General features: G+C 67.2%; 14 protein-coding genes and 1 riboswitch. Of the genes, 5 read left to right on the plus strand and 9 right to left on the minus strand.

Features of this window, described 5'->3' with window-relative positions:
- Positions 1-138: 138 nt before the first annotated feature.
- The 3 genes from UU9_RS03305 to metX all read right to left on the minus strand — a co-directional run bounded on the left by UU9_RS03305 (position 139) and on the right by metX (position 3,495).
- On the minus strand, positions 139-1,218 hold the full coding sequence (locus UU9_RS03305; RefSeq protein ID WP_007080300.1) for a homoserine dehydrogenase family protein: 1,080 nt from the start codon (positions 1,216-1,218) through the stop codon (positions 139-141).
- Positions 1,215-2,402 carry a cystathionine gamma-synthase gene (gene metB / locus UU9_RS03310; protein ID WP_007080301.1) on the minus strand — a complete coding sequence of 396 codons (1,188 nt, stop codon included), beginning with the start codon at positions 2,400-2,402 and terminating at the stop codon, positions 1,215-1,217. Before metB ends, UU9_RS03305 begins: the two co-directional genes overlap by 4 nt.
- Positions 2,403-2,472: 70 nt before the next feature.
- Complete coding sequence (gene metX, locus UU9_RS03315; RefSeq protein ID WP_007080302.1) at positions 2,473-3,495, minus strand: homoserine O-succinyltransferase MetX; 1,023 nt, start codon at positions 3,493-3,495, stop codon at positions 2,473-2,475.
- Between the two features lie 80 nt (positions 3,496-3,575).
- Positions 3,576-3,696, minus strand: a riboswitch (SAM riboswitch).
- 142 nt (positions 3,697-3,838) lie between these two features.
- Here metX and UU9_RS03320 point away from each other — a divergent pair.
- On the plus strand, positions 3,839-4,474 hold the full coding sequence (locus tag UU9_RS03320; RefSeq protein ID WP_007080303.1) for a peroxiredoxin: 636 nt from the start codon (positions 3,839-3,841) through the stop codon (positions 4,472-4,474).
- Between the two features lie 104 nt (positions 4,475-4,578).
- A complete protein-coding gene (locus UU9_RS03325; RefSeq protein WP_040670139.1) occupies positions 4,579-5,595 on the plus strand; it encodes a cysteine synthase A in 1,017 nt (338 codons plus the stop codon).
- On the opposite strand, the gene queA is transcribed toward UU9_RS03325, so the two are convergent.
- The 5 genes from queA to UU9_RS03350 all read right to left on the minus strand — a co-directional run bounded on the left by queA (position 5,596) and on the right by UU9_RS03350 (position 10,367).
- Complete coding sequence (gene queA, locus UU9_RS03330) at positions 5,596-6,633, minus strand: tRNA preQ1(34) S-adenosylmethionine ribosyltransferase-isomerase QueA (RefSeq protein WP_007080305.1); 1,038 nt, start codon at positions 6,631-6,633, stop codon at positions 5,596-5,598.
- Positions 6,634-6,734: 101 nt separating this feature from the next.
- Entirely contained in the window at positions 6,735-7,337 is a 603-nt protein-coding gene (locus UU9_RS03335; protein WP_007080306.1) for a response regulator transcription factor, read from the minus strand.
- 70 nt (positions 7,338-7,407) lie between these two features.
- Positions 7,408-8,619, minus strand: coding sequence for a sensor histidine kinase (locus UU9_RS03340; RefSeq protein ID WP_007080307.1), 1,212 nt, complete (start codon positions 8,617-8,619; stop codon positions 7,408-7,410).
- Positions 8,620-8,660: 41 nt separating this feature from the next.
- Positions 8,661-9,440, minus strand: coding sequence for an ABC transporter permease (locus UU9_RS03345; protein ID WP_007080308.1), 780 nt, complete (start codon positions 9,438-9,440; stop codon positions 8,661-8,663).
- A complete protein-coding gene (locus UU9_RS03350; protein ID WP_007080309.1) occupies positions 9,441-10,367 on the minus strand; it encodes an ABC transporter ATP-binding protein in 927 nt (308 codons plus the stop codon). It abuts the gene before it with no gap.
- 280 nt (positions 10,368-10,647) lie between these two features.
- On the opposite strand from UU9_RS03350, the gene UU9_RS03355 reads away from it, so the two are divergent.
- The 3 genes from UU9_RS03355 to upp all read left to right on the plus strand — a co-directional run bounded on the left by UU9_RS03355 (position 10,648) and on the right by upp (position 13,221).
- Positions 10,648-12,144 carry an aminotransferase class III-fold pyridoxal phosphate-dependent enzyme gene (locus UU9_RS03355; protein WP_007080310.1) on the plus strand — a complete coding sequence of 499 codons (1,497 nt, stop codon included), beginning with the start codon at positions 10,648-10,650 and terminating at the stop codon, positions 12,142-12,144.
- A 138-nt stretch (positions 12,145-12,282) separates the two neighbouring features.
- On the plus strand, positions 12,283-12,507 hold the full coding sequence (locus tag UU9_RS03360) for a PsiF family protein (protein WP_007080311.1): 225 nt from the start codon (positions 12,283-12,285) through the stop codon (positions 12,505-12,507).
- 81 nt (positions 12,508-12,588) lie between these two features.
- Positions 12,589-13,221, plus strand: a complete 633-nt coding sequence (upp, locus tag UU9_RS03365; RefSeq protein WP_007080312.1) for a uracil phosphoribosyltransferase — start codon at positions 12,589-12,591, stop codon at positions 13,219-13,221.
- Between the two features lie 104 nt (positions 13,222-13,325).
- On the opposite strand, the gene pip is transcribed toward upp, so the two are convergent.
- Positions 13,326-14,279, minus strand: coding sequence for a prolyl aminopeptidase (gene pip / locus UU9_RS03370; RefSeq protein ID WP_007080313.1), 954 nt, complete (start codon positions 14,277-14,279; stop codon positions 13,326-13,328).
- Between the last annotated feature and the right edge of the window lie 46 nt (positions 14,280-14,325).

Here is a 14,325-nt window from a genome sequence, read left to right on the forward strand (position 1 = left end):
GTTGCTGCTCAAGATGGCAATCCTGTCCCCGCTTCGCAGGGGAAGGAAACGTCTGGCTCCGCCCTTCGAGCCTCCCCCGCAAGCAGGGGAAGGAAAACCGGGTGCCGCACCAAGCACCGCAGGATGGGACTGGGCGCCTCAGCCCAGCGCCAGCACGTCGCCCAGCAAGGCCTGCGCCGTCACTTCCGGCCCCGCGCCCGGCCCCTGGATCACCAGCGGGGTGGTGTTGTAGCGGGTGGTGGTGAGGGCGAACTGGTTGTCGGTGCCGTTGAGGCGGGCGGCCGGGTGGGTGGCGGCGACTTCCACCAGGCCTACGCGGGCGCGACCGCGCTGGTTGAGGCGGGCCAGGTAGCGCAGCACGTTGCCGCGCGATTGCGCGTCGGCATGGCGGGCGGCCAGCGGCGCGTCCAGTTCTTCCAGGCGGGTCAGGAACTGCTCGGTGTCCAGATCGCGCAGGGATTCGGGCACCAGGCTTTCCACGTCCACCTCTTCACTGCCCAGCGCGAAGCCGGCATTGCGGGCCAGGATCAGCAGCTTGCGCGCCACGTCTTCACCCGAGAGATCGGCGCGCGGATCGGGCTCGGTGTAGCCGAGCTTGCGCGCGTCGCGCAGCAGCGCGGAGAACGGCTGGCTGCCGTTGTACTGGTTGAACAGGTAGGACAGCGAGCCGGAGAACACGCCTTCCAACGTGAGCAGGCTGTCGCCGCAACCGAGCAGTCGGCGCAGCGTGGAGATCACCGGCAGGCCGGCGCCGACGGTGGCGGCATCGCCATAGCTGCCGCCATGGGCACGGGCCGTCTGCAGCGCGCGCCAGCCGGAAAGATGACCGCCGGCCAGCGACTTGTTCGCCGTGACCACGTGATAGCCGCGGGCCAGCCAGTCGGCATGACGCGAGGCCAGCGTGGTACAGGCGGTGGCGTCGACCACGACCCTCAGCTCGCTGCCGCTGGCGTCCAGCGCCGCAAGCAGGGCGTCGTCGTCACGCGGCTGGCCATGCTGCTGCCAGGAGCCGTTCAATTCACGCGAAGCGATGCCGTCCGCGTCGATCTGCTGCTGGCGCGAATTGGCCACGCCGATCAGGCGCACGTGTTTCGCCACCGGGGTTTTCAGCAGCTCCAGCAGGGCGCCGCCCACTACGCCGGTGCCCAACAGCACGAGGGCGATATCGGACGTCTTGCGATGGGTGAACGGTGATGCGTCAGTGGCCGGCACACTCATGCGCTGACCCGACGTTTGGAGAGCACCGCCTGAGCGCGTTCCAGCGCGCCATCGAGATCGCGCAGCAGATCGTCACCGTCCTCGATGCCCACCGAAAGGCGCAGCAGGCTGTCGGCGATGCCAGCCGCGTGCCGCGCCTCCGCCGCCATTGAGGCATGGGTCATCGAGGCGGGGTGCGCCACCAGGCTTTCCACGCCACCCAGCGACTCGGCCAGCGAGAAATATTCCAGACCGTTGACGAAGGCCTCGACTTGCTGCAGATCGCCATCCAGCTCGAAGCTCAGCATCGCGCCGAAGCCCTGCTGCTGACGCGCCGCCAGCGCATGGCCGGCGTGGCTCGCCAGGCCCGGGTAGTAAACCTTGCGCACGGCACCGTGCGCCTCCAGCCGTGCGGCGATGCGCTCGGCGTTTTCCTGATGCTGGCGCAGGCGCACCGACAACGTGCGCAGGCCGCGCAAGGTGAGGTAGCTGTCGAACGGCGCGCCGGTGAGGCCATTGCAGTTTGCCCACCACTTGAGCTGCTCGAACACGGCGGCATCGCGCGCCACCACCGCGCCGCCGACCACGTCGCTGTGGCCGTTGATGTACTTGGTGGTGGAATGCAGCACCACGTCCGCGCCCAGCAGCAAGGGCTGCTGCAGCGCCGGCGAAAGGAAGGTGTTGTCCACCACCACCAGCGCGCCGACCGCATGCGCCGCCTGGGTGACGTGGCGCACGTCGGTGATCCGCAGCAGCGGGTTGGAGGGGGTTTCCACCCAGACCAGCGCCGGCTTGGTCGCCAGGCCGCGGGCCAGTGCCGCCGGGTCGGTGAGGTCGGCGAATTCGAGGGTGAAACGACCCTTCTTCGCCCAGGCGTCCAGCAGGCGCCAGGTGCCACCGTAGCAGTCGTGCGCCGCCAGCACCTTCGCCCCGGCCGGCACCAGCTCCAGCGCCAGCGCCACCGCCGACATGCCGCTGGAGGTGATCACGCCACCCGCGCCCTGCTCCAGCTCGGCCAGCGCATTGCCCAGCAGGTCGCGCGTGGGATTGCCGCTGCGCGAGTAGTCGTAGACGCGCTTGTTGCCGAACCCGGCGAAGCTGTAGTTGCTGGACAAATGCAGCGCCGGCACCACGGCGCCGTGCTGGGTGTCGCTCTCGATGCCGGCACGCACCGCGCGCGTGCTGGGGGCGGAAGTATCGCTCATGGGGTTCTCCGGATTACGGGTGTAGCGGCAGGTGCGCAAAAGGTTGAAGGCGGGCAGTCCGTGGCGGCGTTCATCGCAGCGCCTGGCGCAGCAGCGGTACGAGTTGTTCGGGCTCTTTCAGGAAGGCGTCGTGGCCGTACGGCGACTCGACCACTTCCAGCGTGGCCGGCCCGTGCAACCGGCGCTGCAGCTCGCACAGATCGGCCAGCGGCACCAGCCGGTCCGACGGAAAGCCGATCAGCGTGGACGGTGCGTGGACCTGTTCCGGTGCCACCTCGTGCAGGTCGATCGATTCGGACAGGGCCAGGAAACGGTCGGCGTCGAAGCGCTCCACGAAGCGCTGGCCGGCGTGGTCGAGGTAATCCTCCACCGGGAAATGAAAGCGGTCGCCACGCCATTGCGGCTCGCCGGAAAAGCGGCGGCCAAATTCGGCGCTGCCACGGTAGGTGGTCATCGCCAGCTGACGCGCCAGCGACAACGCCTGATCCACCTGGCCAGTGGCCTGACCCATGCGCACGATGCCGCGCTGCACGCTGCGCTGGGCCGTGGACAGCGGGTGGGAGCGATGGGCGCCGGCCAGCAAGACCAGCCGATTCACCTGGCGCGGATGGCGCTGGGCAAACGCCAGCGCGGTCATCGCGCCATAGGAGGCGCCCACGAAAGCATGCAACTGGGGAATGCCCAGCGCCTTCAGCAACGCGGCCAGCGCATCCGCCTGGTCTTCGCTGGATACCGCCCGGGCGTTCAATTCGTTCGGGGTCAGCCAGTCGATGGCCAGTACCCGGTAATGATCCAGATCCACGCCGCCGCCGGCGGACACCAGCGACTGCCACCAACCGGGCTTGCCGGCCTCGTCCAGCGAGGTGACGTCGCGGCTGGCCGAAATGCCGCCCAGCACCACCACCGTTGGCGCATCGGCCGCGCCGCACCACAGGTAGCGCACGTCGACTTCGCAGGGGCCATTACCGTACTTGGGGGTCAGCGTCAGTCGCCGGCTGCTGCGCTGCGCGCCGAGTTCGCCACGCGCACGCGTCGCCGGGAACTCCACGATGGAGGCAGTGTGGGCCGGGCTGATTTCGGGCTGACGGGTCATGCGGATCTCCGATCATCATCGTCTTGCGAAGACCGGAAGGGCCGCCCGGCGCAACAGGCGGAATCGCCGGTTACGCATGACGCCCATCTACCGGTTGATGCCGATCCGGCACCTCCGCAGGAGTTGGCACCGTCGCGAAATACATCCTCGCAGGTTGCCCCGGCATCCAAGGGCCTGTCCCTCCGCCGGTCTCGATGAGTGAAGCGCACACTAAATGCTTTATAGGGTGCTGTCAATAGCCGTCTAAACATCTAAACGCATATATGTTTATTCGAACATGCCATTAGCCTTCGGCGCGTCACGGAAGCATGCTCGTTGGCACCAACTACCGGAGAACCTTCCCATGAGCCTTCAGCTTGGCGACACCGCCCCCGACTTCACCATCGACTCCACCGCCGGGTCGACCAACTTCTACGATTACGCGGGCGACAACTGGGTGGTGTTCTTCTCCCATCCGAAGGATTTCACTCCGGTCTGCACCACCGAGCTGGGCGCGTTCGCCCGTCGCAAGGGCGAGTTCGACGCCCGCAACACCAAGCTGATCGGCCTGTCGGTCGACTCCGTGGACGATCATCACGGCTGGGCCAAGGACATCCAGGACGTCGGCGGCACCGCGCTGAACTACCCGCTGCTGGCCGACCAGGAGCGCAAGGTCGCCGGCCTGTACGGCATGATCCACCCGAAGGCCGATTCCACCGCCACCGTGCGCTCGATCTTCTTCATCGACCCGAAAAAGAAAGTGCGCACCGTGCTGACCTACCCGGCCAGTGCCGGCCGCAACATCGACGAAGTGCTGCGCATCCTCGATTCGCTGCAGCTCACCGACGGCCGCAAGCTGACCACCCCGGTCGACTGGAAGGCTGGCGAGGACGTGATCATCGCCCCGTCGGTGTCCGACGAAGAGGCCAAGGCGATCTACCCGAACGGCTGGAAGACCCTGAAGTCGTACCTGCGCCTGGTGCCGCCGCCGGCCGCCTGAGCGCGATCGCTGCGTGATACCCGTGCCTCCATCCGCCCTGCGGGTGGGGGCACCGTCGTTGATATGCATCACAATGAAAACTTTCGTCCACGGCCACACCGCTCATGAGCATTAGTCCCGACCTTTCCGCCAGCGTGGGACACACCCCGCTGGTACGCCTGCGCCACGCCTCCGAACTGACCGGCTGCCACATCCTGGCCAAGGCCGAGCTGCTCAACCCCGGCGGCTCGATCAAGGACCGCACCGCGCTGGGACTGATTCTCGACGCCGAACAACGCGGCGAACTGCTGCCCGGCGGCATCATCGTGGAAGGCACCGCGGGCAATACCGGTATCGGCCTGACCCTGATCGGCGCCAGCCGCGGCTATCGCACGGTGATCTTCATGCCGGAGACGCAGAGCCGCGAGAAGATCGATACCTTGCGCGTCTCGGGCGCCGACGTGCGGCTGGTGCCCGCCGTGCCGTACAGCAACCCCAACCATTACGCGCACCACGCCCGCGCCCATGCCGAGGCGCTGAACGCCGCCAGGCCCGGCAGCGCGTGGTTCGCCAACCAGTTCGACAACACCGCCAACCGCGATTACCACGAGGCCACCACCGGCGTGGAAATCTGGGAGGACACGGCGGGCAAGATCGACGGCTTCGTCTGCGCCGCCGGCACCGGCGGCACGCTGGCCGGCGTGGGCCGCGCGCTCAAGGCGCGCAACGCGGCCGTGCGCATTGCGCTGGCCGATCCGGCCGGCTCGGCGCTGGCGCATTACATCAATACGGGTGAGCTGCTGGCCAGCGGCAATTCCATCAGCGAGGGCATCGGCTCCAGCCGCATCACGGCCAACTTCGCCGACGCGCCGATCGACCTGGCCTGGTCGATCCCCGATGACGAATCGGTACCCCTGGTGCATCGCCTGCTGCACGAGGAAGGCCTGTGCGCCGGCGGCTCCAGCGGCGTCAACCTGGCCGGCGCGATCCGGCTGGCACGCGAGCTGGGCCCGGGCCACACCATCGTCACCATCCTGGCCGACGCCGGCACGCGTTATCAGGCCAAGCTGTTCAACCCGCCGTTCCTGCGCGAAAAAGCCATCCCGGTGCCGGCCTGGCTGGACCAGGCGTTCCCGGCCTGATCAGCCGCCTGCCGGGCGCGGCAGGATCAGCATCGCGTCGCCATAGGAGAAAAACCGGTAGCGCTCCGCCACCGCGTGGCGATACGCATCCAGGATCGCCTCGCGCCCGGCCAGCGCCGATACCAGCATCAGCAAGGTGGACTGCGGCAGGTGGAAGTTGGTCAGCAGGCCATCGATGCTGGTGAATGTGTAGCCGGGGAAGATGAAGATCTGCGTCTCGCCCGCGAACGGATGCAGTTGGCCATCCTTGCTGGCGCTTTCCAGCGCGCGCACCACCGTGGTGCCCACCGCGATCACCCGCCCGCCGGCGGCGCGGGTGCGGCGGATCTGCTCGATCAGATGCGCGCCCACGTTGAGCCACTCACGGTGCATGTGATGGTCTTCGAGGTTTTCCGCGCGCACCGGCTGGAACGTGCCGGCGCCCACGTGCAGCGTGATGTAGCCGGTATCAACGCCGCGCTCGCGCAGCGCGTCCAGCGTGGCCTGGTCGAAATGCAGGCCCGCCGTGGGCGCCGCCACGGCGCCGGGCTCGCGCGCGTAGACGGTCTGGTAGCGCTCCAGGTCGCTGGCGTCGGGATGCCGCGCGATGTACGGCGGCAGCGGCATTTCACCCAGTTTGAGCAGCAGCTTTTCCAGCGGCTCGGGCGCCTCGAAACGCAGGTGGAAGAAACCCTCGTCGCGCCCCAGCACCACCGCCTGGCTGCCATCGGCCAGCTCGATGCGCCCGCCCACCTTCGGCTTCTTGCTGACGCCCAGTTGCACCGTGGCCTCGTGCGCACCGGTGACGCGTTCGATCAATATCTCCACCGCGCCGCCGGTGCTCTTGTGGCCGAACAGACGCGCCGGCAGTACGCGCGTGTCGTTGAACACCAGCAGATCGCCGGGCCGCAACATCTGCGGCAACTCGCGAAACATGCGGTCCTGCAGCGCGGGCGCGGCGGCATCCAGCAACAGCAGACGGCTGGCGGAGCGCTCGGCCAACGGCGCCTGCGCGATCAGCTCGGGCGGCAACTCAAAATCGAAATCGGACTTCTTCACTGGGGACTCGTGCGGCACCCGCTCGTGGCGGGGAACGGAGCATTATCCCGCAGCGGACGCCCGCCGGCACGCCCGCGCGCCAATACGTCCCGGCGCCAGCGTCAAAGCCAGCCCTTTTGCCGCGCCAGCCGATAGGCCTCGATGCGGTTGCTGACGCCCAGCTTGCCGATCGCCTCGGACAGGTAATTGCGCACGGTGCCGTGCGACAGATTCAGCTGCGTGGCGATGTCGCCCGCGGCCTGGCCTTCGCCGGCCAGGCGCAACACCTGGCGTTCGCGGTCGTTCAACGGGTCGGCCTCCGACCACGCTTCCAGCGCCAGTTGCGGATCGATCGCGCGGCCACCGCGGTGCACGGTGCGCAGCGCCTCGGCCAGGTTTTCCGCCGGCGCATCCTTCAGCAAATAGCCCGATACGCCCGCATCCAGCGCGCGGCGCAGGAAGCCGGGGCGCGCGAAGGTGGTGACGATGACCACCTTGATCGGCAGCTCATGGCGCTGGATGCGCTGCGCCAGTTCCAGCCCGGTCAGGCCGGGCATCTCGATATCGGTGACCAGCAGATCGGGTTTCAGCCGCTGCAGCTCGCGCCAGGCGGTTTCGCCATCGGCCGCCGATGCCAGCACCTCGATGTCCGATTCCAGCCCCAGCAGGGCCGACAGCGCGCCGCGCACCATCGCCTGATCCTCGGCCAGCAGGATGCGGATCATGCCGCGACTCCGCAGCAGCTTGCGTGGCGTGGGGCGATGGAGGTGTTCGTGCTCGACAAGCAGGGAATTCTCATGCGGCCGGTTGCTCCGAAGCGGTGGCGGCGTGGTCTCGTGGCGTCGCGTCGGTAAACGCGGACGATGTCTCCACCAGGCGCAGTGTGGGCACCGGCACGATCACCTTCAGGCACGTGCCCCGGCCTCGCGGCGAGTCGATCGTCAACGTGCCACCCAGCGCCCGCACCCGTTCGCGCATGCCGCTCAAGCCATTGCCGTCGCCGTCGATGCCGCCGCGCCCGTTGTCGCTGACCTGCATGCACATGCGGGCGTGTTCGTGCACCCACTCGATCCGCGCGCGACTGGCCGCGGCGTGACGCGCGATATTGGTGGCCGCCTCGCGCAGCACCAGCGACAGGCCGCGCTCGATCTCGCCGGGCAATGCCGGTGGCGAGCCGTAATCCAGGTGCACCATGGAGGACGCCAGCAGCAGCCGCGCCGATGCCAGTTCGGCGGCGAGATCGGCCGTGCGGATGCCGGTCACCGCACTGCGCACTTCCGCCAGGGCGTGACGCGCGACTTTCTCGGCGTCCTCGATCTCGCGCCGAGCCGCTTCGCTATCGCGATCGAACAGTTTGCGCGACAGTTCCAGCTTCAAGGTGATCAGCGACAGCGTGTGGCCCAGCAGATCGTGCAGATCCCGACCGATGCGCTCGCGCTCGGCGGTCGCGGCCAGCCGGCGCACTTCGTCGTGAGAGAGCTGCAGCTGGGCATCCTTCTCTTCGTTCGCGCGCTCCGCGTTGATCACGATACCGACGATGAACGAGGTCACCGGGATGGTGAATATGGCCTGCCACGGATACTGCAGCAGCCACGTTTCCAGCAGCAGGGTCGCGTTGAGTACGGTCAACCACGCCAGGTACGAATAGAACCGCATGCGGCAGACGCGCAGCATCACGCAGCCATAGACGAAATAGGTCAGGCCACTGGGATACCAGGGCACCAGCACCATGCTCAGCAGCACCATCGCCAGCGCATAGCCGCGCGCCGTCGAGCGGGGCGCCACCACGCTCTTGTAATACAGCAGAAGAAACACCGGGTAGCTGACCAGAGTGCAGACCAGCCAGCGCGTGTTCCAACCCTCGCTGCTCCACAGCGGCGTGACAAACAACCAGAACGACCAGAGCAGGTGCACGGCATGCACCCACGGCGATTTGCCGTGCCGAAAGGCAGCCCCGGCCAGCGAGTCCGGTGCCGGCAGAAAAAATGCCGCGATGCGTCGATTCATGCCGCTTCCCTCGCCGAGCGTTCGAGCCTCGCCATGCTACTTCAACCGTGCCGGCGCAGGCGCCGCGCCGCTAGCAGCGTGAAGCCCGCGGTGACACCCAACAGCACCACCAGATGGCCCGCCAGCGGCTCGTCGTTCATCCCCACCGACGCCAGCGCCAGCCTGTCCAGGTGATAGGCGGGCCACACCGGCGCGACCTGCTGCAGAAACGTCGGCAGCATCGGCAACGGAAACCACAGGCCGGACATGAACGACATCGGCAGATAGATCAGTTGCAGCATGCCCGGCGCGCCCTGTCCCTTGATCAGCGTGCCCACGAACATGCCCAGTGCGCAGAACGGCAGTACGCCCAGCACGCCGGTGAGCAGCAACGCCGCGGCCTGGGCCACGCTCAACGTCACGTGCCCCAGCGATAGCGCCATCGCCAGCAACAGCAGGATGACCACCGCCGCGGCGGCCATCGCCATCAGCATCTTGCCCAGCAGATACGCGCCCGGCGGCATCGGCAACGCGCGCTTGAAGGTGAGCAGGCCGCCGTCGCGCTCCAGCGCCAGCGACACGCCGAAGCCGAACAGGCCCGGACTCATCACGCCGAACACGCCGTAGCTGGCCAGCAGGTAGCGCGCCGCATCGGCGCCGCCCGCTTTCGCCATCAGCACGCCGAACAGCAGATAGAACATCGCCGGAAACAGCATGATCGGCAGCATGAAACCGGGCGCGCGCATGTAACGCAGGCACTCGCTGCGCGCTTCTTCGAGATACGCGCCGAGGACGCGGCGACGCGGCATGGCAGGAACATGGGCAGACATGGCGGTTTCCATTCAGGCGGCCTCGCGTTGGTTGGCGGATGTTTCGGCGTCATCCCGGGTCAGTTCGGTGAAGGCCTCGGCCAGGCCGGCACGCTGCACCTCCAGTTCGCGCAGGTCAGGGTCGGCCGCCAGCAGGCGCCGCACCACCGCTTCCGCATCGGCGGCCGTGATGTGCAGGCGTTCGTTGTCCCGCTGCACGTCGGTGATTTCCGGCCAGGCACGCAAGGCGTCGATCGGCAACGTGCTTGCACAGCGAATGCGCCGCAGCGCCACCCGCGCCCGCAAGGCCTCGACCGTGCCTTCGTGGATCACCCGACCGCGCGTCATCACGCAAACGCGGTCGGCCAGCGCCTCGGCCTCCTCCAGGTAGTGCGTGGTCAACAGCACGGAGCAACCTTCGGCGATCAGCTGGCGGATTGCTGCCCACAGCTTCTGGCGCGCCTCGATATCCATGCCCACCGTGGGCTCGTCCAGAAACAGCAGCTCGGGCCGGCCACACACCGCCAGCGCGAATTGCACGCGTCGTTGCTGGCCGCCGGAGAGCTTCGCGTAGGGGCGCTTCAGCAGGTCGCCGATGCCGGCCATGGCGGCGGTTTCCTCCAGGCGGCGCGGCACGGGGTAATAGCTGGCGGTCAGCCGCAGCAGTTCGCCCACGCGCAGGGTCGGCGGCAATTCGGCGCTCTGCAGCATCACGCCGATGCGCCGGCGTGCCTCGATCCGCTGCGGATCCATCCCGAACAGCTCGACGGTGCCCGCATCGGCCCGCGCCAGCCCCAGCAGCAAACCGATGGCGGTGGTCTTTCCGGCCCCGTTGGGACCGAGCAAGGCCAGTAATTCGCCGCGCTGCACCACGAGATCCACGGCATCCAGCGCGGTCTGCTGTCCGTAGCGCCGGGTGGCGCCCGCAAGGCGTGCAACGGGGCGTGAGGCAAGGTCCATGAGGATCTCCGTGAGGGTGATTTATCGTGCACGGCACAAGAATTTTCAGGCAGTTGACGGCGTCAGCCATCACCTGTGACAGACGTCATGCGGGGGTACCGGGCGCCTGCGGCGCACGTTATCCTGCCTGGAACAATGTCGGTTTTTCCCCGCGAAACCTGGCTGCTGACGCAGAAAAACAAGCTCGGAAATGCCGGTTACCGCGTATCCCTTCCCGATACGTATTCACCCACTGGCCACTCCGGGCAACCGACGGCCGGTGGATCGACGGAGTAGTCAGATGGGCGTGATCGATCAGTTGCGTGAACTGCGCGAATTCGGCGGCAAGCCGCGGACCACCGGCCTGGATGACGCCAGCATCGAGCGCATGGCGGCTAACGATCCCGCGCTGGCCGAAGCCGTCGCCGAAGCGGTGGCGCGCCATCGCGAGCTGCGCACCGACATGGCCGATTTCCTGAAGCTGGACGAGGACGTTCAGCTGACCCGGGCGCAGGCCGGATTCGTCAACTTCTACCCGGACGACGCCATCAACCCGTATCTCCCGGCTGCCGCGCGCGGGCCGTGGGTGGTGACCCTGAAAGGCGCTGTGCTGCACGACAACGGTGGCTACGGCATGCTGGGTTTCGGTCACAACCACCCCGCGATCCTGGCGGCGCTGGCGCGCCCGCAGGTGATGGCCAACGTGATGTCGCCCAGCGTGTCGCAATGGCGCTTCACGCAGGCCATGGATGACGAGCTGGGCCGTCGCCGCGGTGGCAATCCGTATGCGCGCTATCTGTGCCTCAATTCCGGCTCCGAGTCGGTGACGCTGGCCTGCCGCATTGCCGACGTCAACGCCAAGCTGATGACCGATGCCGGCGCGCGCCACGCCGGGCGCACGATCAAGCGGGTGGCGGTGAAAGGCGCCTTTCACGGCCGCACTGACCGGCCGGCGCTGTATTCCGATTCCAGCCGCAAGGCCTACCAGCAGAACCTCGCCAGTTATCGCCACGAGGACAGCGTGCTCACCGTGGCGCCGTACGACGTGGAGCAACTGGAAAAGGTATTTGCCGAAGCGGACCGGCACGGCTGGTTCATCGAGGCGATGTTCCTCGAACCGGTGATGGGCGAAGGCGACCCCGGCCGCGCGGTCACGCCCGCGTTCTACAAGGCCGCGCGCGCATTGACCGAGGCACACGGCAGCCTGTTGCTGATCGACTCCATCCAGGCCGGCCTGCGCGCCCACGGCGTGCTGTCGATCACCGCCTACCCCGGCTTCGAGGAGCTGCCGCCGCCGGACATGGAGACATTCTCCAAGGCCCTCAACGCCGGCCAATACCCGTTGTCGGTGCTGGCGGTGAGCGAGCGCACCGCGGCGCTCTACCGCAAGGGCACCTACGGCAACACCATGACCGCCAACCCGCGCGCGCTCGACGTGGCGTTGGCCACGCTCGATCAGCTGACCGATGACGTGCGTGAGAACATCCGCACCCGCGGCCGCGAATTCGTGGACAAGCTCAACGCACTGAAGGACGAGCTGGGCGGCCTGATCACCAAGGTACAAGGCACCGGCCTGCTGTTTTCCTGCGAGCTGGCGCCGCAATACAAATGCTACGGCGCCGGCTCGATCGAGGAATACCTGCGCGAACACGGCGTGGGCGTGATCCACGGCGGCGTCAATTCCCTGCGCTTCACCCCGCATTTCAAGGTCACCAGCGCCGAGGTCGATCTGGTGGTGGCCAGCGTGCGCAAGGCCTTGCTGGAAGGGCCGCGCATCGCCGGGGACAAGGCCGCCTGAGCCGCCGGCGCGGCGACGGGCGACAAGGCGACGCTGCGGAATACGGCGTCGCCATCAGGCTTTTCCCACGGCCATGGCATCTTCTTCGAATCAGACTCGCAGTGGCCGGCATCCGCCGGTCACAAGGAGGATTCAAGGATGTCGATCTCATTGCGTGTACTGGCCGCCAGCGCGGCACTGGCGTTCGCCGGCAGCACTCTCGCCGCAGCCCCCAAAACCGAAGCGCCGCCGGTCAAGCACCGCACCGCGCAACAGCAGCGCATGGCCGATTGCAACAAGCGCGCGACCGGCAAGAAAGGCGACGAACGCAAGGCGTTCATGAGCTCCTGCCTGAAGAAGAAAGCCGCACCGACCGCGCACTGAATGAACAACCACGGCCCCGCGCAGGTGCATGCGCGGGGCCGCTTGGTTAAGCTCGAATGCCGCGCAAAACGGCACCCCACCATGAAGATTGTTGAAGTCCGGCATCCGCTGATCCAGCACAAGCTGGGCCTGATGCGCCGCGCAGGCGTCAGCACCAAGGATTTCCGTGAGCTGGCCACCGAAGTGGCCGCGCTGCTCACTTACGAAGCCACCAAGGATCTGGAAACCGCCGAGGAAACCATCCAAGGCTGGGCCGGGCCACTGCAGGTGCATCGCATCAAGGGCAAGAAGATCACCATCGTGCCGATCCTGCGCGCAGGCCTCGGCATGCTGCCCGGCGTGCTCGACATGATCCCCTCGGCCAAGGTCAGCGTGGTCGGCGTGCAGCGCGATGAAGCCACCCTGCAACCGGTGGCCTACTACGAAAAACTCAGCGGCCGCATGGACCAGCGCATCGCGTTGATCGTCGATCCCATGCTGGCCACCGCCGGCACCCTGATCGCCGCCGTCGACATGCTGAAAGCCGCCGGCTGCACGCGGATCAAGGGCCTGTTCCTGGTCGCCGCGCCGGAGGGCCTCGCGCGCATCGAGGCGGCTCATCCGGACATCGAGATCTACACCGCCTCGGTCGACGAGCGGCTCAATGAGCAGGGCTATATCCTGCCGGGTCTGGGCGATGCGGGCGACAAGATCTTTGGCACCAAGATGCCGTGATTCGGGATTCGGGATTCGCAAAGTCAAAAGCGAATCGCTCGCGCAACTCCGCTGCTTGCGCTGGCGCTTTTGATCCTGCGAATCCCGAATCCCGAATCCCGGCTTCACCCAAAACGATCCGTCGCTTCGATCAGCTCATGCAGATTGCCCGGCTCGAACGCGGAATGACCGGCATCCTGCACGATGCGCAGGTCCGCTTCCGGCCATGCGCGATGCAGATCCCACGCGCTGCGCAGCGGGCAGACCACGTCGTAGCGGCCCTGCACGATCACGGCGGGAATGTGGCGGATGCGGTCCACGTTGCGCAGCAGCTGGTCGTCGTGTTCGAAGAAGCCGCCGTTCACGAAGTAATGGCATTCGATACGGGCGAACGCGAGCGCGAATTCGTCCTCGGCGCTGGACTGGATGTGGGTGGCGTCCTGCCACAGGAAACTGGTGGCGCCCTCCCACACCGACCAGGCGCGCGCCGCGGCGACACGCGTGGCGGCATCGGCACTGGTCAGGCGGCGATGGTAGGCGCTCATCAGGTCGCCGCGTTCCACTTCGGGAATGGCGTTGAGGTAGGTTTCCCACGCATCCGGATAGAGCGCGTTGCAGCCGTGCTGGTAGAACCACTCCAGCTCCTGCCGACGCAGCATGAAGATGCCGCGCAAGACCAGCTCGGTGACCTTCTCCGGATGCGTCTGGGCGTAGGCCAGCGCCAGCGTGGAACCCCACGAACCGCCAAACACCTGCCAGCGGTCGATGCCCAGATGGGCGCGCACGCGTTCGATATCGGCCACCAGATCCCACGTGGTATTGCCGCTCAGCTCCGCATGCGGGGTGGACTTGCCGCAACCGCGCTGGTCGAACAACACGATGCGGTAGACCGCCGGGTCGAAGAAACGCCGGCATTTGGGATTGGTGCCACCGCCGGGGCCGCCGTGCAGAAACACCACCGGCTTCCCGTGCGGGTTGCCACACTGCTCGTAATACAGCGTGTGCAGGTCGGACACCTTGAGCATCCCGCGATCGAACGGCTCGATCTCGGGGTACAGCGAACGGCGTTCCGGTGACATGGCAACTCCTGAGGCGATGAAGCCCCGCAGGCTACCATCCCAGGAC

Source organism: Rhodanobacter fulvus Jip2, assembly GCF_000264315.1.
Lineage (GTDB): Bacteria > Pseudomonadota > Gammaproteobacteria > Xanthomonadales > Rhodanobacteraceae > Rhodanobacter > Rhodanobacter fulvus.